General features: G+C 69.4%; 17 protein-coding genes. 10 read left to right on the top strand and 7 right to left on the bottom strand.

Annotated elements, in window-relative coordinates:
- Positions 1-45: 45 nt before the first annotated feature.
- Positions 46-1,641 carry a PHP domain-containing protein gene (locus tag IG04_RS0122050; RefSeq protein ID WP_051770391.1) on the top strand — a complete coding sequence of 532 codons (1,596 nt, stop codon included), beginning with the start codon at positions 46-48 and terminating at the stop codon, positions 1,639-1,641.
- Positions 1,642-1,820: 179 nt separating this feature from the next.
- On the top strand, positions 1,821-3,239 hold the full coding sequence (locus IG04_RS0122045) for a cellulose binding domain-containing protein (protein ID WP_245816115.1): 1,419 nt from the start codon (positions 1,821-1,823) through the stop codon (positions 3,237-3,239).
- A 7-nt stretch (positions 3,240-3,246) separates the two neighbouring features.
- Here IG04_RS0122045 and IG04_RS0122040 read toward each other — a convergent pair whose 3' ends face one another.
- From IG04_RS0122040 to IG04_RS0122015, 6 genes are all read right to left on the bottom strand, one after another.
- Entirely contained in the window at positions 3,247-3,672 is a 426-nt protein-coding gene (locus IG04_RS0122040; protein ID WP_030478576.1) for a nitroreductase family deazaflavin-dependent oxidoreductase, read from the bottom strand.
- A 29-nt stretch (positions 3,673-3,701) separates the two neighbouring features.
- Positions 3,702-4,526, bottom strand: coding sequence for an expansin EXLX1 family cellulose-binding protein (locus tag IG04_RS0122035; protein ID WP_030478575.1), 825 nt, complete (start codon positions 4,524-4,526; stop codon positions 3,702-3,704).
- A complete protein-coding gene (gene yjfF, locus IG04_RS0122030) occupies positions 4,523-5,485 on the bottom strand; it encodes a galactofuranose ABC transporter, permease protein YjfF (RefSeq protein WP_030478574.1) in 963 nt (320 codons plus the stop codon). Before yjfF ends, IG04_RS0122035 begins: the two co-directional genes overlap by 4 nt.
- Positions 5,482-6,465 carry an ABC transporter permease gene (locus tag IG04_RS0122025; protein WP_030478573.1) on the bottom strand — a complete coding sequence of 328 codons (984 nt, stop codon included), beginning with the start codon at positions 6,463-6,465 and terminating at the stop codon, positions 5,482-5,484. The genes yjfF and IG04_RS0122025 overlap by 4 nt, the downstream gene beginning before the upstream one ends.
- 55 nt (positions 6,466-6,520) lie before the next feature.
- Positions 6,521-8,053 carry a sugar ABC transporter ATP-binding protein gene (locus IG04_RS0122020; protein WP_030478572.1) on the bottom strand — a complete coding sequence of 511 codons (1,533 nt, stop codon included), beginning with the start codon at positions 8,051-8,053 and terminating at the stop codon, positions 6,521-6,523.
- 154 nt (positions 8,054-8,207) lie between these two features.
- On the bottom strand, positions 8,208-9,179 hold the full coding sequence (locus IG04_RS0122015; protein ID WP_420843958.1) for an ABC transporter substrate-binding protein: 972 nt from the start codon (positions 9,177-9,179) through the stop codon (positions 8,208-8,210).
- A 159-nt stretch (positions 9,180-9,338) separates the two neighbouring features.
- On the opposite strand from IG04_RS0122015, the gene IG04_RS0122010 reads away from it, so the two are divergent.
- The 6 genes from IG04_RS0122010 (at position 9,339) to araA (ending at position 18,577) form a co-directional block, all read left to right on the top strand.
- Entirely contained in the window at positions 9,339-11,807 is a 2,469-nt protein-coding gene (locus IG04_RS0122010) for an alpha-L-arabinofuranosidase C-terminal domain-containing protein (protein WP_030478570.1), read from the top strand.
- A complete protein-coding gene (locus IG04_RS0122005) occupies positions 11,804-13,240 on the top strand; it encodes a family 43 glycosylhydrolase (RefSeq protein ID WP_030478569.1) in 1,437 nt (478 codons plus the stop codon). Before IG04_RS0122010 ends, IG04_RS0122005 begins: the two co-directional genes overlap by 4 nt.
- A gap of 108 nt (positions 13,241-13,348) precedes the next feature.
- A complete protein-coding gene (locus tag IG04_RS0122000; RefSeq protein WP_030478568.1) occupies positions 13,349-14,335 on the top strand; it encodes a LacI family DNA-binding transcriptional regulator in 987 nt (328 codons plus the stop codon).
- A 395-nt stretch (positions 14,336-14,730) separates the two neighbouring features.
- Entirely contained in the window at positions 14,731-16,404 is a 1,674-nt protein-coding gene (araB, locus tag IG04_RS0121995) for a ribulokinase (RefSeq protein WP_030478567.1), read from the top strand.
- Positions 16,404-17,057: an L-ribulose-5-phosphate 4-epimerase gene (locus IG04_RS0121990; RefSeq protein ID WP_030478566.1), complete on the top strand. Its 654-nt coding sequence runs from the start codon at positions 16,404-16,406 to the stop codon at positions 17,055-17,057. Before araB ends, IG04_RS0121990 begins: the two co-directional genes overlap by 1 nt.
- Positions 17,058-17,074: 17 nt before the next feature.
- Positions 17,075-18,577: an L-arabinose isomerase gene (gene araA / locus IG04_RS0121985; protein ID WP_030478565.1), complete on the top strand. Its 1,503-nt coding sequence runs from the start codon at positions 17,075-17,077 to the stop codon at positions 18,575-18,577.
- Here araA and IG04_RS0121980 read toward each other — a convergent pair.
- Positions 18,547-19,374 (bottom strand): alpha/beta fold hydrolase, encoded by an 828-nt coding sequence (locus tag IG04_RS0121980; protein ID WP_036015458.1) that lies wholly within the window; start codon positions 19,372-19,374, stop codon positions 18,547-18,549. The genes araA and IG04_RS0121980 overlap by 31 nt on opposite strands.
- Before the next feature lie 154 nt (positions 19,375-19,528).
- Between IG04_RS0121980 and IG04_RS0121975 the strand changes: the two genes are divergently transcribed.
- Positions 19,529-20,296, top strand: coding sequence for a hypothetical protein (locus IG04_RS0121975; RefSeq protein WP_030478563.1), 768 nt, complete (start codon positions 19,529-19,531; stop codon positions 20,294-20,296).
- 157 nt (positions 20,297-20,453) lie between these two features.
- Complete coding sequence (locus tag IG04_RS0121970; protein WP_030478562.1) at positions 20,454-22,430, top strand: RICIN domain-containing protein; 1,977 nt, start codon at positions 20,454-20,456, stop codon at positions 22,428-22,430.
- The last annotated feature ends 3 nt before the right edge of the window (positions 22,431-22,433 follow it).

Raw genomic sequence — 22,433 nt, 5'->3', positions numbered from 1 at the left:
GAGTCGTGCGATGAGAATGGTCCGGATCTACACCAGGACCTCCCGATGACCGATCGACGCGGATTCCTGAAGGGCACGGGTCTCGCGGCCGGAGCCGTGCTCAGCAGCACGCCGGCACACGCGCACGGCGAGCGTCGTGGCGGCTACCTGTGGCTCGCCGGTGACCACCACATCCACAGCCAGTACAGCAACGACGCCATGTACCCGGTGGCAGCTCAGGTGCAACGAGCGGCGAAGCACGGCCTGAGCTGGCTCACCATCACCGACCACGGCAACGTGCCGTTCGCGACGCACAGCGTTCCTCCGCTGGTCGCGGACATCGCGGCGGCGCGGCGGCAGTACGAGGACATGCTCGTGTTCACCGGCCTGGAGTGGAACATCCCGGCGGGGGAGCACACCACGCTGATGCTCGCTCCGGGCCGGCACGAGGGCGATCTCCTGCAGGAGTTCGTCACCAGGTTCGACGCGCGGGTGAACGGCACCAGGGACGGCACGCCCGCCAACCAGGCGATCGCGGTGGAGGCGTTGAAGTTCCTGCGCGACGCCGTGGCCACCGGACGCGTCGCCGACGCGCTGGTGCTGCCCAACCACCCGTCCCGGCTCGGCATCAACTCCCCGCAGGAGACCAGGAACTGGCGGGACACGGCCCCCGGCATCGTGATCGGCATGGAGGGCGCGCCGGGGCACCAGGCGGCCGGCCTGCCCGCGCCGGGCATGGCGCGGGGCCGCGGGCTGTACGACTCGGCGCCCGGCAGGTTCTCCTTCCCCGGCTATCCCGCCGAGAGCTACCGCACCTGGGGAGGCTTCGACTGGACCGCGGCCACCGTCGGCGGCTTCTGGGACAGCCTGCTGGCCGAGGGAAGGCCGTGGTGGATCACCGCGACCTCCGACGGCCACCAGGGCTGCGGGGACTGGGTGAAGAACCCCGTCGACCGGCTGGACCAGCAGGCCTACGACAACGTGCCGTACGACAGCGAGGGACGCACGTTCACCAGCACCGGCCGCTTCCCGGACCCGGTCAACTCCGGCCGGCCGATCATCGAGTACAGCTCGTTCCCGCCCGGTGCCTACAGCAAGACGTGGACCGGCGTCACCCGGCGTGAGCACCGCGAGGTGATGCGGGCGATGCGGGCGGGCCGGATGTGGGTCTGCCACGGTGATCTCGTGGCAGGTCTGGACGTGCGGCTGCGCCCGCGCGGGTCGCGCGAGCCCGGTGCGGGGATGGGCGGCACGCTGCGGGTGCGCCGCGGTGCCGTGGTGGAGGCGGTGATCAGGATCGACCTCGCGGACAGCGTGAACTTCGCGGGGTTCGTGCCGGAGCTCGCCAGGGTCGACCTGATCACCGGCAGGATCACCGGTCCCGCCGCGGACCGGTCGGTGCTGCACGCACCGCACACGAAGGTCGTGAAGTCCTGGGACGTCCGGCAGCGGACCGGCGTCGTCGAGCTGGTCCACCAGATCACCGCCGACGGGCCGTTCTACCTCCGTGTCCGCGGCACCGACGGCAAGCGGAGCGCGCCGGGACACCACGGCGCCGCGGTCGATCCGGCCGGGCCCGCGCTCGACGTCGCCGGTAAGTCTGATCCGTGGGAGGACCTCTGGTTCTACTCGAACCCGGTGTTCGCGGCGGTGGAACGCTGACCGCGGCCCGAAATCGTCGAACGGCGTCGATCCGATCCGCGTCCGCTGTCGAAACGCCGCCGTCGATTCGCTGGAAAACTGTTGCTGTGAAACGAGATCTAGGAACGCGGCGGTGTCTGGGCTAGGTTCGTGAGGTGGGCGGTCTCAGCTGTCCACAGTGGATGTTTGCGGAGGTGCAGGTGTACCGGTCCAAGTCGGCGGCCACGGCCGTCCTCGTCCTGACCGCGGCGGCCGCGCTGGGCGGTGCTCCCCAGGCCGGGGCCGCCGCCGGGTGCGAGGTCTCCTACCAGGTGACCCAGGAGTGGCAGGGCGGCTTCATCGCCGACGTGACCGTCACCAACCTAGGTGACGCCGTCAATGGCTGGCAGCTGACGTGGACGTTCGGTGCCGGGCAGACGGTCGCCCAGCTGTGGAACGGGACCGTGCGCCAGACCGGCGCGGACGTGACGGTCGGCAACGCCGGTTACAACGGCTCCCTCGGTACCGGGGCGAGCACCGGACTGGGGTTCACCGGCACCAAGAGCGGCGCGAACCCCGTCCCCGCCGGCTTCGCGCTCAACGGCACGGCGTGCACGGGAACGGCGCCCGCACCGGACCCGCTGACCCGGGCGCACACGGCGGGCCGGGTCACCGCGTCCGGTCAGTACACCTGGCCGGGGGTCTACTTCGAGGGCCGGTTCCGGGGCACCGGTGTCGGGATCGTCCTCGACGACACGGTGAACGACTACGACGTGCAGATCGACGGCGCCACCGTCGCGACGCTGGTGACGCCGGGCAGGACGACGCACTGGGTCCGCGACCTCGCGAACACCGAGCACCGCGTGCGGCTGGTCAAGCGGACCGAGAGCACCTGGGCGGCGGGGGAGTTCGGTGGTTTCGTGGCGGCGAACGGAGGGTCGATTCTCGCCAAGCCCGCCGCACGGACCCGGCAGATCGAGTTCATCGGCGACTCGCTGACCGCGGGCTACGGCAACCTCTCGACCACCCGTGACTGCTCCGCGAACGGGGGCGTCGCCCGCAACACCAACACCGACATCAGCTTCGGAGCGCTCGCCGCGAAGGCGCTGAACGCCGACTACCAGGTCAACGCGTTCTCCGGGCTGGGCGTGGTGCGCAACTACAACGGTCACACGCCCGGAACGAGCTACCGCACCTACTACGACCGGGCGTTGCTGCACGTCGACGGCGACGTGTGGCGCAACCCCGGCACGTGGCGGCCGCAGCTCGTCGTGGTCGGCCTGGGCACCAACGACTTCTCCACCGCGCTCAACCCCGGTGAGCAGTGGCCCACCCAGGAAAGCCTGGTCACCGCATACAAGTCCGCGTACCAGGGCTTCCTCGACAAGCTGCGCACCCGGTACGGCCCGGCCACGACGATCGTCGTGAGCGTCCCCGAGGCGTCCGGCGCGTTCGCCGACGCCGTCCGCCAGGTCGTGCAGGACCGCAACGGCCAGGGCGACAGCCGGGTCCGCCACTGGAACTACAGCGACCCGGCGCTGGACCGCCTCGGGTGCGACTGGCACTTCTCCGCGCGTGACCACCGGCTGATCGCGGGGAAGCTCGGCGACTACCTCGCCACGCTTCCCCTGGCCTGGTAGCGGTCCGTCACTTCGGGTCGAGCACGAACACCGGGATCTGCCGGTCGGTCTTCTCCTGGTACTCGGCGTAGCTGGGGTAGGCCGCGACAGCGCGTTCCCACCACTCGGCCCGCTCGGCGCCGTCGACCTCGCGGGCGATGTAGTCCTTCACCACGGTGCCGTCCTGCAGAACGATCTCCGGGTGTGCCTTGATATTGAAATACCAGGTGGGGTGCTCAGGCGCGCCGCCCTTGGACGCGACGACCGCGTAGCTGCCGTCGTGCTCCACGCGCATGACCGGGGTGTAGCGCAGGGCACCGCTCTTCGCGCCGCGCACGGTCAGCAGCACGATCGGTTTGCCGAGGACCTTGATGCCCTCGGTCGTCCCCGTCTCGAGGATCTTCTTCGTCTGCTCCTGGACCCACTCGGTCGGGCTGAGCTTCACATCTGCCATGTCCACGATCAACGACGTCGGCGCCCGTCTCATTCCCCGGCGCGGGCGAACTGCACGTTCGTGGCCTGGACCGCGTCCGGCCTGACCGGCAGGGCGTTCACCACCAGGCGTTCGCCGTGGATGTCGGTGACCCCGATGGCCCCTCCGCACCCGGCGCCGTTCTCGGAGAGGAAGTAGTTGTACTCGAATCGTTTCAGCTGCCGCCACTGCCCGCCCGCCTGGACCTCCAGCCGGGCCACCGGGTTGCGGTGGTCGAGGACCTGGATCCCGCACCAGTACTGGCTGGAACCGGTCTTGTAGCGGATCGCGATGGTCTTTGCCGTCTCCGGGCTGACGAGGGTCCAGCTGATCGGGATCTCGCCCTTCACGGGTGGCGCCAGCATCGCGAACGCCTCCGCGCTGAGGTCCAGCTGGCCTGGACGGCACGGCGCGGGGCAGAGGTTCGTGATCCGCACCGTGATGCTCTTCCCGCCGGCCTGGACCAGGACGTGCGCGCCGCACGCGGCCGAGCCGTCGTAGTCCGCCTCGTTCATCGCGGCGGTCAGCGGATCGGGGCCCGGATCGTACGAGCACGCGCCGCCGCCGTCGGAGTCGTAGAACGTCGCGACTCCCTGGCGTGGCTCGCCCGGCTCGATCTTCCCGGCCAGGGGAGCGCCCGCCCGAGTAGTCGTCGTAGTAGTCGTGGTGGTCGTCGTCGGACTTGGGACCGACGTGGTCGTGGTGGTCGTGGGCGCAGCGCTCGGGCCGGCCACGGGGGTGCCCGCGACGCCCTGAGGATCACGCAGCACGACCACGCCGACGACCGCCACCAGCAACGCGAGCAGGACGAACAGCAGTGGGCGGGTGCGTCTCACCGCCGAACCATAGTCCGCTGCACGGCGATGAACACCAGCAGCAGAACACCGATCACGATCTTCGTCCACCACGAGCTGAGCGTGCCCTGGAACGAGATCAGCGTCTGGATCGTGCCGAGCACCAGCACGCCGGCCAGCCCGCCGAGCACGTACCCGACACCGCCCGCCAGCAACGTCCCGCCGATCACGACGGCCGCGATGGCGTCCAGTTCCATGCCGACGGCGTGCAGGCCGTAGCCGGACAGCATGTAGAGGCTGAACAGCAGACCGGCCAGCGACGAGCACAGGCCGCTGATGACGTAGACGCCCACCTTCACGCGGGTGGTCGGCAGGCCCATCAGCAGCGCGGACGACTCGTTGCCGCCGACGGCGTAGACCGTGCGGCCGAAGCGGGTGCGGTGCAGCACGTACATCGCCGCGGCGACGACCAGCAACGCGATCACCACGTTGTAGGTGATGGTCACGCCGCCGGGCAGTTCGATCGCGGTGGTGGCGACGTCGCGGAACGTCCTGTCCTTGATGGACACCGACTCCACGCTGATCAGGAAGCACAGGCCGCGCGCGAGGAACATGCCGGCGAGCGTGACGATGAACGGCTGGATGTCGAACTTGTGGATCACCAGGCCCATCAGCAGACCGAGCGTGGAGCCGGTGAGCAGCACCGCGAGGACCACCAGCGGCACGGGCCACCCGGCCTGCAGGCCCGAGGCCGTGACCATTGTGGACAGTGCGACGACCGAGCCGACGGACAGGTCGATGCCGCCGCTCAGGATCACGAACGTCATGCCGGCGGCGAGCACGATCAGGAAGGCGTTGTCGATGAACAGGTTCGCGATCACCTGACCGGACGCGAACCCGTCGTAGCGCACCGAGCCGAAGCCGAACGCCAGGACGAGCAGCACGACGGTCGCGAGCACCGGCAGGAACCGCGAGGGCACCCGTTGGGTGAGAGTGGTCATGATGGGACGGCCACCTTCCGGAAGCTCAGTGCGGCACGGGCCTTCGGTGCCTGGACCAGGCACACGGCGATGACGACGATGGCCTTGAAGACCAGCGTCACCTCCGGGGCGACGCCGATCGTGTAGACGGTGGTGGTGAGGGTCTGGATGATCAGCGCGCCGATCAGCGTGCCGGTGAGCGAGTAGCGCCCGCCGGCGAGCGACGTGCCGCCGATGACGACGGCGAGGATCGCGTCCATCTCGATCCACAACCCGGCGTTGTTGGCGTCGGCCGCGCTGACGTTGGAACTGATCATCAGCCCGGCGATGCCCGCGCACACCGCGGCGAACACGTAGACGGTCCAGATGATCGTGCGGGACCGCACCCCGGCCAGCCGCGACGCCTCGGGGTTGACGCCGACCGCCTCGATCAGCATGCCGAGCGCGGTCCGCCGGGTCACGAACGCCACCAGCCCCAGCACCAGCAGGGCGATCAGGATCGAGACCGGCAGCACCACGAACCCGGCGCCGACCTGGCGGTAGGCGGTGTTGTTGACCGTGACGATCTGCCCCTCGGTCACGAGCATCGCGACGCCACGGCCCGCGGTCATCAGCACCAGGGTCGCGATGATCGGCTGGATGCCGAGCCCCGCCACCAGGAACCCGTTCCACAGGCCCAGCACCGCGCAGAGCACCAGTGCGAGCGCCATGCCGGCGAACGCGGTGGCGGCGCTGCCCGACGTTCCGATGTGGACACACGTCACGGCCCCGGCGATCGCGGCCACCGCGCCGACGGAGAGGTCGATGCCACGGGTGGCGATCACCAGCGTCATGCCGAGGGCGATCAGCAGGGTCGGCGCGCCGTTCTTCAGCACGTCGACCAGGCCGCCGTAGAGGTGGCCGTCCTGCATGCGCAACGCGAAGAAGGACGGCGTTACGGCGAGGTTGAGCAGCAACAGCGCGACCAGCGCCAGCAGCGGCCACAGCAACCGGTTCTTCATGGGGTCACCTTTTCCGGTGCGGTCTGGCCGTGGGCGATGAGTTCGTCCGGGCGGTTCACGACACCACCTTCTCCGGTGCGGCCCCGCCCGCGATCAGCTCGACGACCTCGTCCACGCCGGTCACCGAACCGTCCAGCTCGGCGATCTTGCGACGGTCGCGCAGCACGACGATCCGGTCGGCGATGCGCACGACCTCCTCCAGCTCCGCGGAGATGAACAGGATCGCGGTGCCCTCCGCGGCGAGCGTGGTGACGAGCTGCTGGATCTGGGCCTTCGCGCCGATGTCGATGCCCCTGGTCGGCTCGTCCAGGATCAGCAGTCGCGGCTCGGTGACGAGCCAGCGCGCGAGCAACACCTTCTGCTGGTTGCCGCCGGACAGGGTGCGCACCAGGGCGTCCGGGTTGGCGGGCCGGATGTCCAGTGCCTTCAAGTACTTCTCGACCAGGTGGTCCTTGGTCCTGCGCGGCAGCGGACGGGTCCAGCCGCGGGCCGCCTGCATCGCGAGCACCAGGTTGTCGCGGATCGACAGGTCCGCGACGAGGCCCTCGCCCTTGCGGTCCTCCGAGCTGAACGCGATGCCCGCCGCGATCGCCGAACGCGGCCCGCGCAGTCGCAGCGGCGCGCCGTCCACGAGCAGCCTGCCCGAGTCCGCGCGGTCGGCGCCGAACAGCAGCCGGGCGAGCTCCGTGCGGCCCGACCCGAGCAGACCGGCGAGGCCGACGACCTCACCCGCCCGGATGTCGAGGTCGAACGGTTCGATCGCGCCGCGCTTGCCGAGTCCTTCGGCCCGCACCAGCGCCGGACCGCCGGGCCTGCGCTTCTCCGCGGCGTCCTCGATCGCCTCCAGCGTGCCGAGGTCGCGGCCGATCATCTGCGCGATGAGCGTGCGCCGGTCCACGTCGGCGGTGAGGTGCTCGCCGACGAGCGTTCCGTTGCGCAGCACCGTCATCCGGTCGGAGATCTCGTAGACCTGGTCGAGGAAGTGGGATACGAACAGGATCGCCACGCCCTCGTCGCGCAGGACCCGCATGATCCGGAACAGCTCCGCGACCTCGCCGGCGTCCAGACTGGACGTCGGCTCGTCGAGCACGAGCACGCTGCAGTCGACCGCGATCGCACGGGCGATGGCGACCAGCTGCTGCACCGCGATCGGGTGCTCGCTGAGGCTCGACGCCGGGTCGATGTGCACGCCGATGCGCGCCAGCACCTCCGCGGCACGGCGCCGCATCGCCGGGAAGTCGATGCCGCCGAGGCGGCGAGGTTCCCGGCCCAGCAGGATGTTCTCCGCGACCGTGAGGTTCGCGCAGAGGTTGACCTCCTGGTACACCGTGCTGATCCCGGCGTGCTGGGCCTCGCCGGGGGAGGAGAACGCCACGTCCTCGCCCGCCAGCACGACCTGGCCGGCGTCGGGCCGGTGCACGCCGGTCAGGGTCTTGATGAGGGTGGACTTCCCGGCGCCGTTCTCGCCCATGAGGGCGTGCACCTCACCGGGGAACAGCCGGAAGTCGACGTCCTGCAACGCCTTCACGCCGGGAAACGCGAGGCTGATGCCCCGCATCTCGACGACAGGTGGCGGTGACTCGGTCATGGGCTCTGGCCTTCGTCGATGGGGCCGCGGGACCCGTCACGCGGATGCGCGCGAATGACGGGCCCCGCGGGTCTTGGGGGTCAAGGCCCTGTCCTGTAAGTCTCGTTCGCGATAGTCGAACAGACTTGCAGGACAGGGCCTAACTGCCGAGAACTCAGTACTGGCGTTGCGGGAGCACGGTCTTCGCCTGCTCCTGCGTGAACGTGCCTTCCTCGGTCACGACTCGCTCCGGCACCTGCTCGCCGGCCACGACCTTCTTCGCGAGCTCCATCAACTGCTTGCCCAGCAAGGGGTTGCACTCGACGATGAAGTTGATCTCGCCGTTGGCCAGCGCCTGCATGCCGTCCTTCACCGCGTCCACGGTGATGATCTTGATGTCCTTGCCGGGCACCTTGCCCGCGGCCTTGATCGCCTCGATCGCGCCCAGGCCCATGTCGTCGTTGTGCGCGTACACCACGTCGATCTTCGGCTGGGACTTGAGGAAGGCCTCCATGACCTGCTTGCCGCCGGACCGCGTGAAGTCACCGGTCTGCGACGCCACGACCTTGATGTCCGGCTTGGAGGCGATCTTCTCCTCGAAGCCCTTCTTGCGGTCGATCGCCGGCGCCGCGCCCGTGGTGCCCTGCAGCTCCACGACGTTCGTCGGGCCGGAGGCGTTGGCCACCAGCCAGTCGCCGGCCTTGCGACCCTCCTCGACGAAGTCCGAACCGAGGAACGTCTTGTACAGCGACGTGTCGTCGGAGTCGATCGAGCGGTCGGTGAGGATCACCGGGATGTTGGCGCGCTTGGCTTCCAGCAGCACGGTGTCCCACCCGGTCTCCACGACCGGGCTGAACGCGATCACCGACACCTTCTGCTGGATGTAGGAGCGGATCGCCTTGATCTGGTTCTCCTGCTTCTGCTGCGCGTCGGAGAACTTCAGGTCGATCCCGGCCGTCTTGGCCTCGTCCTGGATCGACTTGGTGTTGGCGGTGCGCCAGCCGCTTTCGGCGCCCACCTGGGCGAAGCCCATCGTGATGGTGCCACCGGTCGAACCGGTCTCCGCACCGCCTCCCGAGCCGCACGCGGTGAGCGCGCTCAGCAGGACCACGCTGGCGACTGTCGTGATCTTCTTCAGCACTGGGATTCCTCCGGGGTGACGACGGTGTCGCGGAGCTCGACCGCGTGTCCGCGGTTGTCAGGTGGACAAGAGTGAACGCTCACAACTGTTGTCGTCAAGGCCTTGCTCGTAACGAGTTCGCAGCCCTATGTTAACGCTCACTTCCGAGCCTTGGGGAGGAACCCCGTGTCCCGCAAGCACGTCCTGTTGAGCGCCGCACTCGCGGCCAGCCTGCTGGTCGCCGTTCCCGGATCGGGCGCGGCTGCCGACACCGACTACACGCTCAAGATCGACGCCACGAAGAAGGGTCCGTCGATCGACGACTCGATGTACGGCGTCTTCTTCGAGGACATCAACCGTGCCGCCGACGGCGGCCTGTACGCCGAACTCGTGCAGAACCGCTCGTTCGAGTACGACCCGGCGGACAACGCGAGCTACCACGGCCTGACCTCCTGGGCACCGCACAGCGGCACCGTAGACCTCGCCGATGACACCGGCCGGATGAACGAACGCAACCGCCGTTATCTGAAGCTGGGCCTGCCGGCCGGGGTCATCAACTCCGGCTACAACAGCGGCATCGCGGTCCAGAGCGGCCAGCGCTACGACTTCTCCGTCTGGGCGCGAGCCGATCAGGCCGCGCAGCTCACCGCCACGATCACCGATCCCGCCGGAGCCGCCTTGGGCGACCCGGTGAAGGTGCAGGTCAACGGCGACGGCTGGACCCGCTACACCGGAACGATCCGCGCGCAGAAGTCCACCACCACGGGCAGGCTGCTGGTCACCGGCGGCGGCACCGGGACCCTGCGCCTCGACATGGTCTCGCTGATGCCGCAGGACACCTTCAAGGGCCACGGCCTGCGCCGCGACCTGGCCGAGAAGATCGCCGCGCTCAAGCCCGGCTTCGTCCGGTTCCCCGGCGGCTGCCTGGTCAACACCGGCAGCCACTACGGCTACGACGCGCCGAACTTCGAGCGCCGCCGCTCGTACCAGTGGAAGGACACCATCGGCCCGGTCGAGCAGCGCGCCACGAACTGGAACTTCTGGGGCTACAACCAGTCCTACGGGCTCGGCTACTACGAGTACTTCCAGTTCTCCGAGGACATCGGCGCCATGCCGCTGCCCGTCGTCCCCGCGCTGGTCACCGGCTGCGGCCAGAACCGCGCCACGGACGACCCGGCGTTGCTGGCCAGGCACATCCAGGACACGCTCGACCTGATCGAGTTCGCCAACGGTCCCGCCGACTCCACCTGGGGCCGCAAGCGCGCCGAGATGGGCCATCCCAAGCCGTTCAGGCTGACCCACCTCGGGGTCGGCAACGAGGAGAACCTGCCCGACGAGTTCATGGCCCGCTTCACCCAGTTCCGCGACGCCATCAACGCGAAGTACCCGGACATCACCGTCGTCAGCAACTCCGGCCCCGACGACACGGGCGGCACGTTCGACCGCCTGTGGCAGCTGAACAAGCAGGCCGGCGTGAAGATGATCGACGAGCACTACTACAACAGCCCGAGCTGGTTCCTGGAGAACAACAACCGCTACGACTCCTACGACCGCAACGGCCCCAAGGTGTTCCTCGGCGAGTACGCCTCGCAGGACAACAGGTACTTCAACGCGCTGAGCGAAGCGGCGTTCATGACCGGTCTCGAACGCAACGCCGACGTCGTGAAGCTCGCCTCGTACGCTCCGCTGCTGGCCAACGAGGACTACGTCCAGTGGCGCCCGGACATGATCTGGTTCAACAACCACGCGTCGTGGGGCTCGGCGAGCTACGAGATGCAGAAGCTCTTCATGACCAACGTGGGTGACCACGTCGTGCCGAGCACCGCGTCCGCCACGCCGTCCACCCAGGCGCCCATCACCGGCGCGATCGGGCTCTCCACCTGGGCGACCGCGGCCAGCTACGACGATGTGAGCGTGACCAGCGCGTCCGGTCAGGCGTTGTTCAGCGACGACTTCTCCGGCACCGACGCTCGGTGGACGAAGTCCGGCCGCGGCGCGTGGAACGTCGTGAACGGCGCCTACGTCCAGTCCGACGCGGCCGCCGAGGACACGCTCGTCACGGCGGGGGACAAGACGTGGCGTGACTACACGCTGAACCTCAAGGCCACGAAGCAGTCGGGGCGCGAGGGCTTCCTCGTCGCGTTCGGCGTGCAGGACACCGGCAACTACTACTGGTGGAACCTCGGTGGCTGGAACAACACCCAGTCGGCGGTGGAGAAGGCAGTCGGCGGGGCCAAGAGCACGTTGATGACCAACGGCACCCGCATCGACGCCGGCCGCACGTACGACGTGCGCGTCGAGGTCCGCGGACGTCACGTCGCGCTGTTCCTCGACGGCCAGAAGTGGGGCGAGTTCACCGACGACAAGCTCGCCGAGCCGTTCCGCCAGGTCGTCACGCGCGACCTCGCCACCGGTGAGCTGATCGTCAAGGTGGTCAACGCCCAGGACAACGCCGCTCGCACGCGCATCGACCTCGGCGTCCCGGTGGCGTCGACGGCGCGGGCGACCGTGCTGCAGGGCCGTCCCGATGACGTGAACACCGAGTTCAGCCAGCCGATCCGCTCGCGTGCCGAGCAGGTCAGGGTGGCGAGCAGCTTCACCCACACGTTCCCGCCCAACTCCGTCACGTTCCTCCGGATCAGGAGCCGCTCGTGATCACCCGACGATCTCTGCTGGCCACGGGCGGCGTGCTCGCCGCGACCGGGGCGCTCAGCTCCGCCGCGCCCGTCGCCACCGCCGCCGAACCCGAGGCAGGGCTGCCGACCGGCAACCCGCTCGTCGAACAGCGCGCCGACCCGTTCATCACCCCGCCGGCCGACGGCATGTACTACCTGACCGGGTCCGTGCCCGAGTACGACCGGGTCGTCATCCGCGGCGCGTCCACTCTGGACGGTCTGTCCGCCGCCCGTGAGCGCACCATCTGGCGGCGGCCCGCGTCGGGCAGGATGGGCGGCTACATCTGGGCGCCGGAACTGCACCGCATCGACGGCAAGTGGTACGTCTACTTCGCCGCCGGCGACAAGGACGAACCGTTCCGCATTCGCACCTACGTGCTGGAGTCGCCGAACGCCGACCCCCGCGAGGGCGGCTGGGTACTGCGCGGGCAGATGGTGACGGCGTGGGACACGTTCACCCTGGACGCGACCACCTTCGCCCACCGGGGAAAACGCTACTTCCTGTGGGCGCAGAGCGAACCCGGCATCGCCACCAACACCAACCTCTACATCGCCGAGATGGCCTCGCCGCTCGCGCTGAAGACCGCCCCGGTGCGCATCGCGACGCCGACGCTGCCCTGGGAGGTGCAGGGCTTCAAGGTGAACGAGGGGCCCGCGGTGCTGGTCCGCAACGGCCGCGTGTTCGTGACGTTCTCCGCGAGCGCCACCGACGCCCGTTACTGCATGGGCCTGCTGACCGCCGATGAGAACGCGAACCTCCTGGACGCGCGGTCGTGGACGAAGTCGCCGAACCCGGTGTTCGCGACTCACGTGCCGACGTCGCAGTACGGGCCGGGGCACAACTCGTTCACCACGGTCGGTTCCACCGACGTGCTCGTCTACCACGCCCGCGACTACCGCGACATCACCGGCGATCCGCTGTTCGACCCGAACCGGCACACCCGCGTTCAGAAGCTCCACTGGAACGCGGACGGCACACCGTCGTTCGGCGTTCCGGTCGGGCGTGGCGGGCCGATCGTGCGGCTGTCGCCTGTGGACGCGCCCTCGCTGGTGGTGCGGCACTACGAGTACCGGCTGCGGGTCGACGGCAACGTCCGGGACCTCGGCGACAGCCAGTTCCGCTTCGTACCGGGACTCCTCGGTGCCGGCACGGTCGCGGTGCAGTCGGTGAACTTCCCGGACCGGTACGTGCGGGTGGACGGGGACGTGATCCGCATCGACCCGTTCGAGGACACCGACGCGTACGGCCGGGCGGCGAGTTTCGTTCGTGTACCGGGACTTGCGGACCGTGGCGCCGTGTCGCTGCGGGTCGGCGCGGACACGTACCTCGCCCACGACAACGGCCGTGTCGTGTTGTCCAGACCAGGAAGCGACCGCGACGCGCGCCGACGTGCCACATTCCGCCTCGAATAAGTGGACAATGAGCACTGCATCGAAGCCGGCCTGGTGTTATCGCTAACATCACCGGCTCAGATCGAAGATCGGAGACCGCTCGTGGAGAAGACGTCGCGTGACCCCGCGATGACCGATGTGGCACGACTTGCCGGGGTGTCGCACCAGACGGTCTCGCGTGTGCTCAACAACCACCCGAACGTCCGCGAGCAGACCCGGCTGCGGGTGAAGGCCGCCATCAAGGAGCTCGACTACCGGCCCAACCGCGCGGCCCGCGCGCTCGTCACCGGCAAGACGCAGCTCATCGGCGTCGTCGCGCAGAACTCGACGCTGTACGGCCCGGCCTCGTTGCTGTCCGCCTTCGAGGAGGCGGCGGGCGAGGCCGGGTTCGCGGTCAGCGTCGGCAGGGTGAAGGTGCTCGACCGCGACTCCATCGCCGCCGCCGTGGAACGGCACCGCGACCAGCGCGTGGCCGGCATCGTGGTGATCGCGCCGAACTCGTCCGCGGCCGACGCGCTGGCCGACGTACCCGCCGGCGTGCCGCTGGTGACCGTGGACGGCGACCCGGACCGCTCCACCCCGCTGGTCACCGTCGACCAGGCGACCGGCGCGTTCGAAGCCACGAAGCACCTGATCGACGCGGGCCACGAGACCGTCTGGCACGTGTCGGGCCCCGCCGACTGGTTCGACGCGGCGGGCCGCGTGCAGGGCTGGCGCGCGGCACTCGACGCCACCTCGGCCGAGGTGCCCCCGGTCGTGGCGGCCGACTGGAGCGCGGCGTCGGGCTACCGGGCAGGGCAGATGCTGGCCAGGATGCCCGAGGTGACGGCCGTGTTCTGCTCGAACGACCACCTAGCCCTCGGCGTGCTGCGGGCGATGAGCGAGCGCGGCAGGAGGGTGCCGCACGACGTGAGCGTCGTGGGCTTCGACGACGTGCCCGAGGCGGCCTACTTCATCCCGCCGCTCACCACCGTGCGCCCGGACTTCGCCGCGGTCGCGCACGAGACGCTCGGCCTGCTGCTCGAGCAGGTCAGCGACGGGGAGACCACCCGGCCGCGGCGGACGGTCGCGCCGACCCTGGTGAAGCGGGACAGCGTGGCGCCGCCGCCCCGATAACCCACACCGAACCGCGCCGCTGCTTGCCGCACGCGGGGCCCTTCCGTGCCGTAGGAGAGTACGAAGGCTCCCCGCGTACTCGCTTCGCGGCAGGCGCGGCTCCGTTGGTTCGTCCTGTCCCGCCGTCGCGGAGTGCACGCGGGGAACTTTCGTACCCCAGGAGAGTGCGAAGGCTCCCGCGTGAGCCGCGAACAGCGGGGGCTGGGACGCGCGGCTGGAGCAGGGCACTCCCCGGAGCGTGGTCCTTGTCGGGGTCTCGTGGCGCGACTTCGGCGTGGACCGGTTTGTCGTGCGCTCACGTCGCACCCATTTCCCTCACTCACAGGGAAATCACGATGTATCGGGCACATCTTGACTCCCTGATTGTTAGCGATAACACTCAGGTCGTGACTGACATGACGATCGACCGCGACGCGTGCGTGGTGGGTGTCGACTTCGGCACGCTGTCCGGCCGCGCCGTGGTCGTGCGCGTCCGCGACGGCGCGGAGCTCGGCACCGCTGTGCACGAGTACCGCCACGGAGTGGTGGACCAGGTGCTGCCCGCTACCGGCCGGCCGCTGCCGCCGGAGTGGGCGCTGCAGGTCCCGGCCGACTACCTCGACGTCCTGCGCACCGCCGTCCCGCAGGCGGTCGAGGCGGCCGGGATCTCCGCGGACCAGGTGATCGGCATCGGGACCGACTTCACCGCCTGCACGATGGTGCCGGTCACCGCGGACGGCACACCGCTGTGCGACCTGCCGGAGTTCGCGGAGAACCCGCACGCCTACATCAAGCTCTGGCGCCACCATGCCGCCCAGCCGCAGGCGGACCGGATCAACGAACTCGCCCGTCGGCGCAAGGAGCCGTGGCTCGCGCGCTACGGCGGCCTGATCTCCTCGGAGTGGGAGTTCGCCAAGGGGCTGCAGGTGCTGGAGGAGGCACCCGAGGTCTACGCGGCGATGTCGCACTGGGTCGAGGCCGCCGACTGGATCGTCTGGCAGCTCACCGGCACCTACACGCGCAACGCCTGTACCGCCGGCTACAAGGGCATCCACCAGGACGGCCGGTATCCGAGCGACGACTTCCTCGCCGAGCTCAACCCCGACTTCGCGACCTTCGTCGCGGACAAGCTCGACCACCCGCTGTCCGCGCTCGGCGACCGGGCCGGCGCACTGACCGCGCAGGCCGCGGAGTGGACCGGGCTGTCCCAGGGCATCGCGGTGTCGGTCGGCAACGTCGACGCCCACGTCACGGCGCCCGCCGCGCAGGCCGTCGGGCCCGGCCAGATGGTCGCGATCATGGGCACCTCCACGTGCCACGTGATGAGCGGAGACGTGCTGCGCGAGGTGCCGGGCATGTGCGGCGTCGTCGACGGCGGCATCGTGCCGGGGTTGTGGGGGTACGAGGCCGGGCAGAGCGGTGTCGGCGACATCTTCGCGTGGTTCCTGCGCAACCAGGTGCCGCCCGCCTACCACGAGCAGGCGAGCGAGCGCGGCATCACGGTGCACGACCTGCTCTCCGAGTTGGCGGCTGACCAGCAGGTCGGCGAGCACGGGCTCGTCGCGCTCGACTGGCACAGCGGCAACAGGTCCGTGCTGGTCGACCACGAACTGTCCGGTGTGGTCGTCGGTCAGACGCTCGCCACGAAGGCCGAGGACGTCTACCGCGCGTTGCTGGAGGCCACGGCGTTCGGCACGCGGATGATCATCGACACCTTCACCGACGCGGGCGTGCCGGTGACCGAGTTCGTCATCGCCGGCGGGCTCGTCAAGAACACGCTGATGATGCAGATCTACGCCGACGTCGTGAACCTGCCGCTGTCGGTGATCGGCTCGGAGCAGGGCCCGGCGCTCGGCTCCGCGATGCACGCCGCGGTGGCGGCGGGCGCGTACCAGGACATCCGCGAGGCGTCGGACTCGATGGGATCGGTGCGGCGCAACGTCTTCATGCCCGTTCAGGAGAACGTCGAGGCGTACGAACGGCTCTTCCACGACTACCTGGAGCTGCACGACTACTTCGGCCGGGGTGCCAACGATGTCATGCACCGGCTGCGTGAGTACCGCCGCGCCGCCCTGGAGGGGAAGAGCTGATGTCCGCAACGGCAGAACTTCGCCGCACGGTCGCCGAACTCCACCGCGAGCTGACCCGCTACGAACTGGTGAGCTGGACGGCGGGCAACGTGTCGGCACGGGTGCCCGGCCACGAGCTGATGGTGATCAAGCCGTCCGGGGTGTCCTACGACGAGCTGGGACCGCACGCGATGGTCGTGACGGACCTGCACGGCACCCTCGTCGAGGGTGAGCTCGCGCCGTCCTCCGACACCGCGGCCCACGCGTACGTGTACCGGCACATGCCCCACGTCGGCGGTGTCGTGCATACGCATTCTCCTTACGCGACAGCGTGGGCGGCGCGCGGTGAGCCCATCCCGTGCGTGCTCACCATGATCGCGGACGAGTTCGGCGGAGCCATCCCGGTCGGGCCGTTCGCGTTGATCGGCGACGACTCGATCGGCAAGGGGATCGTGGAAACCCTCAGTGCCAGCAGGTCTCCTGCCGTGCTGATGCGCAACCACGGCCCGTTCACCGTCGGCGCGACCGCCCGCGCCGCCGTGAAAGCCGCGGTGCTGGTGGAAGACGTCGCCCGCACCGTCCACTTCGCACTCCAGCTCGGCAAGCCGGACGTGATCGAGCAAGAGCACGTCGACCGGCTCTACGAGCGCTACCAGAACGTTTACGGCCAGTGAGCCCAGAAGGAGAGCACATGCCGGACAAGCCCCAGATCTGGTTCCTCACCGGCAGCCAGCACCTCTACGGCCCCGAGACGCTCGACCAGGTCGCGGCCCAGTCCCAGCAGATCCAGCGGATGCTCACCGAGTCCGGCCGGATCAGCGCGGAGATCGTGTGGAAGCCGGTGCTGACCGACTCCGGCGCCATTCGCGCGATCATGCAGGAGGCGAACAACGACCCGTCGTGTGTCGGCGTGATCGCGTGGATGCACACGTTCTCGCCCGCGAAGATGTGGATCACCGGGCTGGACCTGCTGCGCAAACCGTTGCTGCACCTGCACACGCAGCTCAACGAGGCGCTGCCGTGGTCCACCATCGACATGGACTTCATGAACCTCAACCAGGCCGCGCACGGCGACCGCGAGTTCGCCTACGTGCAGACCCGGATCGGGGTGGCGCGCAAGACGGTCGCCGGGCACGCGAGTGATCCCGTGGTGGCCGAGCGGATCGACGGCTGGGCCCGTGCCGCGGCCGGTCGCGCGCACCTGCGAGGCCTGAAGCTGGCGCGGTTCGGCGACAACATGCGCGACGTCGCCGTGACCGAGGGCGACAAGGTCGAGGCGGAGCTGCGGTTCGGCGTCTCGGTCAACACCTACGGCGTCAACGACCTCGTCGCCGTGGTCGACGCCGTACCCGACGCGAGCATCGACCTGCTGGTTACCGACTACGCCGAGACCTACCGGCTTTCGGCGGAACTGGCGCGCGGGGGAGAGCGGCACGACTCGCTGCGGTACGCGGCCCGCATCGAGATCGGACTGCGGTCCTTTTTGGACGACGGCGGGTTCGGGGCGTTCACCACGAACTTCCAGGACCTCGGCGGGTTGCGGCAGCTACCCGGTCTCGCCGTGCAGCGGCTGATGGCGGACGGCTACGGCTTCGGCGGCGAGGGCGACTGGAAGACCTCGGCGCTGCTCGCGGCCGTGAAGGCCATGGGCACCGGCACCGGCCGCGGCACGTCGTTCATGGAGGACTACACCTACCACTTCGGGCCGGGCGAGCCGAAGATCCTCGGCGCGCACATGCTGGAGGTCTGCCCGACGATCGCCGCGGCGCAGCCGTCCTGCGAGATCCACCCGCTGGGTATCGGCGACCGCGAGGACCCGGTGCGGCTGGTGTTCGACGCCCAGCCCGGACCCGCCGTGGTGGTCGGTCTGGCCGACATGGGCGACCGGTTCCGCCTGGTGGCCAACGAGGTCACGGTGGTCGAGCCCGACGAGCCGCTGCCGAAGCTGCCGGTCGCACGGGCCGTCTGGAAGCCGGCGCCGTCGCTCTCGACGTCCGCGGAGTGCTGGCTCACCGCGGGCGGCCCGCACCACACGGTGATGACGCAGGCCGTCGGAGCCGAGGTGCTGCGCGACTTCGCGCAGATGGCCGCCACGGAGCTCGTGCTGATCGACTCCGCGACGACGCCGGCCTCGTTCACCGACCGGCTGCGCTGGAACTCCGCCTACCACCGCCTGGCACTGGGAATCAGCTGACGAGCGTGGAACTCGGCAATCTGCCGCCACGTCGCGACGGGGTTGGAGTACAGGGGGAGATGCCCGCTGTGGGGGATCTCCGCCAGCTCCACCCCGTTCGCGTCGAGGATCGGAAGGTAGGACAGACCGGCGCACTGCTCGCCGTAGAGGTACATCTTCGGACAGGGCAGTGACAGGAACTTCTGCAGCAGGTTCCCGTGGTCGGCGAGCTCGACCATCGACCGGAAGAGCGTGGACACGGCGCCGCGCTGGACCTTGCCCGGCAGGTTCGCCGCGTACAGGCCGCCGCCGTAGCAGGGCGTCTCCCGGCTGCGTTCCGCGAGCTTGAAGAGGAAGTCACCGGGATCGCGGTGGTTCAGCGCCTGTCTGCTCAGCACGCAGTCCTCGGGTGCCAGCACACCCTTGATGTTGACGAAGCTCAGCACCCGGCCCGGTTCCTTGTGCGCCAGGAGAAGCGCCGTGAGCGCTCCCGTCGAGTGCCCGACGACGTGGAACCGGCCGATGCCCGCGCGGTCGAGCATCGCCCGCGCGGTCTCCGCCAGGAACGGCAGGTCCACCTCACCCAGGTCGGCGCACTCCGTGGCGCCCGCACCGGGTGTGTCGTAGGCGAGGAACGGGCGCCCGGCGAACTCGTGCCGCTGCAGGACGTCGAGGTAGTCCTCCTTGCTCGTGCCGAACCCGTGCAGGAAGACGACGGGGGCGTCGACGCCCCCGCGACGCACCGACGCGACCTTGAGGTTCACGCCGTGGACGCGCAACGGGATCTGCTCGTGGACGACTCTGTCTGCCGATGGCATGGCTGTTCCCCGGTTCTTCGCAGGTGCGGGACTGCGGAATGAGTCGTGAGCATGCCATTTGCTGTGAACGCTCACAAGTAGTTGAACTTTTTGCTTTCCCGGTCCGTATCCCGTTGTGCCGGCACAAACCGTCCCCTAGTCGTGAGGTTCGAATATGTCGAGAGCGCATGCACGACCCCAGCGAGGCAAGCGGGTGCTCGTGGCCGGAGTCGCCGTCGCCGCGACGCTCACCGCGGTGACCGCGGCCGTCGCCTTCGCCGGCGGGGAGACCGCCACCGGCTCGGTCGCGTGCCCGCAGCCGGTCGTCCCGGCGGTGCCGGACGCGGCGCAGGCCGAGGTCCAGCGAGAGCTGGCCAACCTCGACAAGCAGATAGCGGAGGCGAACAACCGGCTGCGCACGTCGGCCGGTGAAGGCGGGCCGAACTTCGTGCAGAACGCGATTCTCGGCCCCCTGGCGAGCAAGCGGGTCGCGGCGCTGAACCGCATCGAGACCGCCATCGGCCGGGTCGCGGACAAGCCAGAGGGGCTGGAAAGGTTCGCGACCTGCGGGCTTGGCCAGGCGCCCGCCGTGTCCGCACCACCGACGACGACGCGACCGGCGTCCACGAGCACGAACGCCGGCACCGGTTCGGCGGCCGGGCGGGTGATCGAATGCCCGCTTCCGGTGGTGCAGAACGTCCCCGCAGCCGCGCGCGCCGAGGTCGACCGCGAACTCGCCAACCTCGGCAAGCAGTTGCTGGAGGCCAACGAGCGGCTGCGCACGTCGGCCGGTCAGGGAGGGCCGAACTTCGTGCAGAACGCGATCCTGGGCCCGCTGGCGAGCAAGCGGACCGCGGCGCTGGACCGGATCGCGATCTCCATCGGCCGCGTGGGGGCGCGGCCTCAAGGGCTGGAGCGCTTCGCCACCTGCTCGCTCAAGTAACTCTCCTCGGGGTTCGAGCGTGCGGGCCCGTCTCCTCGGGGGCGAGCGTTCCCGCGGGTCCTGCCGGGCGGCTGCGCCTCCGTCCGGCAGGACCTTGACGTGCCAGCGGGTCATCGATAGATGTTAGCGTGAACATCGCGCGTTCAACGGAGAACCGATGACCAGAATTGTCGCTCTGCTCGCCGCTTCGGCGCTCACGCTCTCCACTGCGGTGCCTGCCACGGCCGCCGTCGGTTCCGTCACGGTGAGACCGGATCCGACCTATCAGCAGGAGCCGTTCCAGGGCTGGGGCACGAGCCTGGTGTGGTTCGCCAACGCCACGGGTGGTTACCCGGACGAGATCCGCAACCAGCTGGCGGAACTCCTGTTCGGCGAGGACGGTCTCAACCTCAACATCGCGCGGTACAACGTCGGCGGCGGCAATGCCCCGGACGTGCCGGAGTACCTGCGCGCGGGTGCCGCGGTGCCCGGCTGGTGGAAGGCGCCCGCCGGTACCACCCGCACGGACACCGACTGGTGGAAGCCGGGCGATCCGCGTTTCTTCGACGCCGACGCGGATCCGCGGCAGCGGTGGTGGGTCGACCGGATCAAGCAGGACGTGACCCGCTGGGAGTCGTTCAGCAACTCGCCGCCGTGGTTCCAGACCGTCAGCGGGTACGTCTCCGGAGGCTTCGACCCGAACGCGGATCAGTTGCGGGAGGATCGGATCGGCGACTTCGCCGCCTACCTCGCCCAGGCCACCGCCGAACTGGAACGGGCCCACGGCATCAAGTTCGCCACGGTCGACCCGTTCAACGAGCCCAACACCTCCTACTGGCGCACGACGCTCGGCCCGGACGGCAACCCGACGGGCGGGCGGCAGGAAGGCGCTCACATCGGGCCCGCCCTGCAGGCGAAGGTGGTGCCCGCGATGGCGCAGGCGTTGCGCGCCAACAGGTTGAAGGCCACGGTGTCCGCGCCGGACGAGACCAACCCCGGCATCTTCGCCGACGACTGGGCGGCCTATCCCGCCTCGGTGCGCGCGCAGGTCAGCCAGCTGAACGTGCACACGTACGGCACGGCACGCCGCACGTCCGCCCGTGACATCGCCAAGGGCTCGCACAAGCCGTTGTGGATGAGCGAGGTCGACGGGCACTGGGGTTCGGGGCAGAGCTTCACCAGCATGGAGCCGGGGCTGGGCATCGCCGAGCGCGTGATCGACGACCTGCGCGAGCTGGAACCGCGTGCGTGGCTGCTGTGGCAGGCGATCGAGGACTACAACAACATGACGCCCGGTGCCGAGTCACCGGACGGCATGAACTGGGGCGTGATCCAGATCCCGTTCGACTGCGGGGCGCAGGACACGCTCGCGACGTGCCCGGCGCGCGTCAACACGAAGTTCCACGCGCTGCGCAACTTCACCCACTTCGTCAAGCCCGGCGACCGCCTCGTGAAGGTCAACACCACGACCGACGTGGCGGCGGTGCGCAACACCGAGCTGAAGTCCGTGGTGCACTTGAACAAGTCCGATCAGGCGCAGTCCGTGACGCTGGACCTGTCGGCGTTCGCGTCGGTGCGGCATAACGCTTCGGTACGTCCGGTGGTGACGGACCAGCACGGCGCGTTGATGAAGGGCGCCGCTGTGCGGGTGAAGGACCGCAAGGCGACGCTCTCCGTGCCGGCGAAGTCGGTCACCACGTTCGAGGTGACCGGGGTGAGCGGGGTGAACCGCGCGGCGGCTCTGGGCGGCGAGTACCGGCTCACCGGGGTGCAGAGCGGCAAGTCGCTTGCGCCGTCGGGTACCTCGCTCGTCCAGCGCACCACCGATCCGGCCGCGGCGAACCAGGTGTGGCGCGTGGAACGGCGGACCGGCGGCTACGACAACCGCGCCCAGTTCTCCATCGTCAACACCGCCACCGGCCAGAGGATCGCGGCGGGTGGCGGGAACGTCGTGCTGAGCTCCTCCGACGGGCCGGCCGCGAGATGGGTGCTGTCGTCGACCGGGGACGGTACGTGGACTTTCGTCAACCAGGAGAACGGAAGTCTGCTCGACGTGGCCGGTGAGTCGCGTGAGGACGGTGCCAGAATTGGTTTGTACCAAGCGACATCCGGTGCCAACCAGCGTTGGTCGATGACCGCCGTTCCGCGCAGGTAGTCC

The sequence above is a fragment of the Lentzea albidocapillata genome (genome assembly GCF_000719115.1).
GTDB classification, from domain to species: Bacteria; Actinomycetota; Actinomycetes; order Mycobacteriales; family Pseudonocardiaceae; genus Lentzea; species Lentzea albidocapillata.
This window is presented reverse-complemented; position numbering and strand designations above follow the sequence as displayed.

Excerpts from the sequence above, each read along its gene's own strand:
- araB (WP_030478567.1), top strand. The coding sequence starts at position 14,731 with ATGACGATCGACCGCGACGCGTGCGTGGTGGGTGTCGACTTCGGCACG.
- IG04_RS0122040 (WP_030478576.1), bottom strand. The coding sequence starts at position 3,672 with ATGGCAGATGTGAAGCTCAGCCCGACCGAGTGGGTCCAGGAGCAGACG.
- IG04_RS0121980 (WP_036015458.1), bottom strand. The coding sequence starts at position 19,374 with ATGCCATCGGCAGACAGAGTCGTCCACGAGCAGATCCCGTTGCGCGTC.
- IG04_RS0122050 (WP_051770391.1), top strand. The coding sequence starts at position 46 with ATGACCGATCGACGCGGATTCCTGAAGGGCACGGGTCTCGCGGCCGGA.
- IG04_RS0122020 (WP_030478572.1), bottom strand. The coding sequence starts at position 8,053 with ATGACCGAGTCACCGCCACCTGTCGTCGAGATGCGGGGCATCAGCCTC.
- IG04_RS0121970 (WP_030478562.1), top strand. The coding sequence starts at position 20,454 with ATGACCAGAATTGTCGCTCTGCTCGCCGCTTCGGCGCTCACGCTCTCC.
- araA (WP_030478565.1), top strand. The coding sequence starts at position 17,075 with ATGCCGGACAAGCCCCAGATCTGGTTCCTCACCGGCAGCCAGCACCTC.
- IG04_RS0121990 (WP_030478566.1), top strand. The coding sequence starts at position 16,404 with ATGTCCGCAACGGCAGAACTTCGCCGCACGGTCGCCGAACTCCACCGC.
- IG04_RS0122000 (WP_030478568.1), top strand. The coding sequence starts at position 13,349 with ATGACCGATGTGGCACGACTTGCCGGGGTGTCGCACCAGACGGTCTCG.
- IG04_RS0122025 (WP_030478573.1), bottom strand. The coding sequence starts at position 6,465 with ATGAAGAACCGGTTGCTGTGGCCGCTGCTGGCGCTGGTCGCGCTGTTG.
- IG04_RS0121975 (WP_030478563.1), top strand. The coding sequence starts at position 19,529 with ATGTCGAGAGCGCATGCACGACCCCAGCGAGGCAAGCGGGTGCTCGTG.
- yjfF (WP_030478574.1), bottom strand. The coding sequence starts at position 5,485 with ATGACCACTCTCACCCAACGGGTGCCCTCGCGGTTCCTGCCGGTGCTC.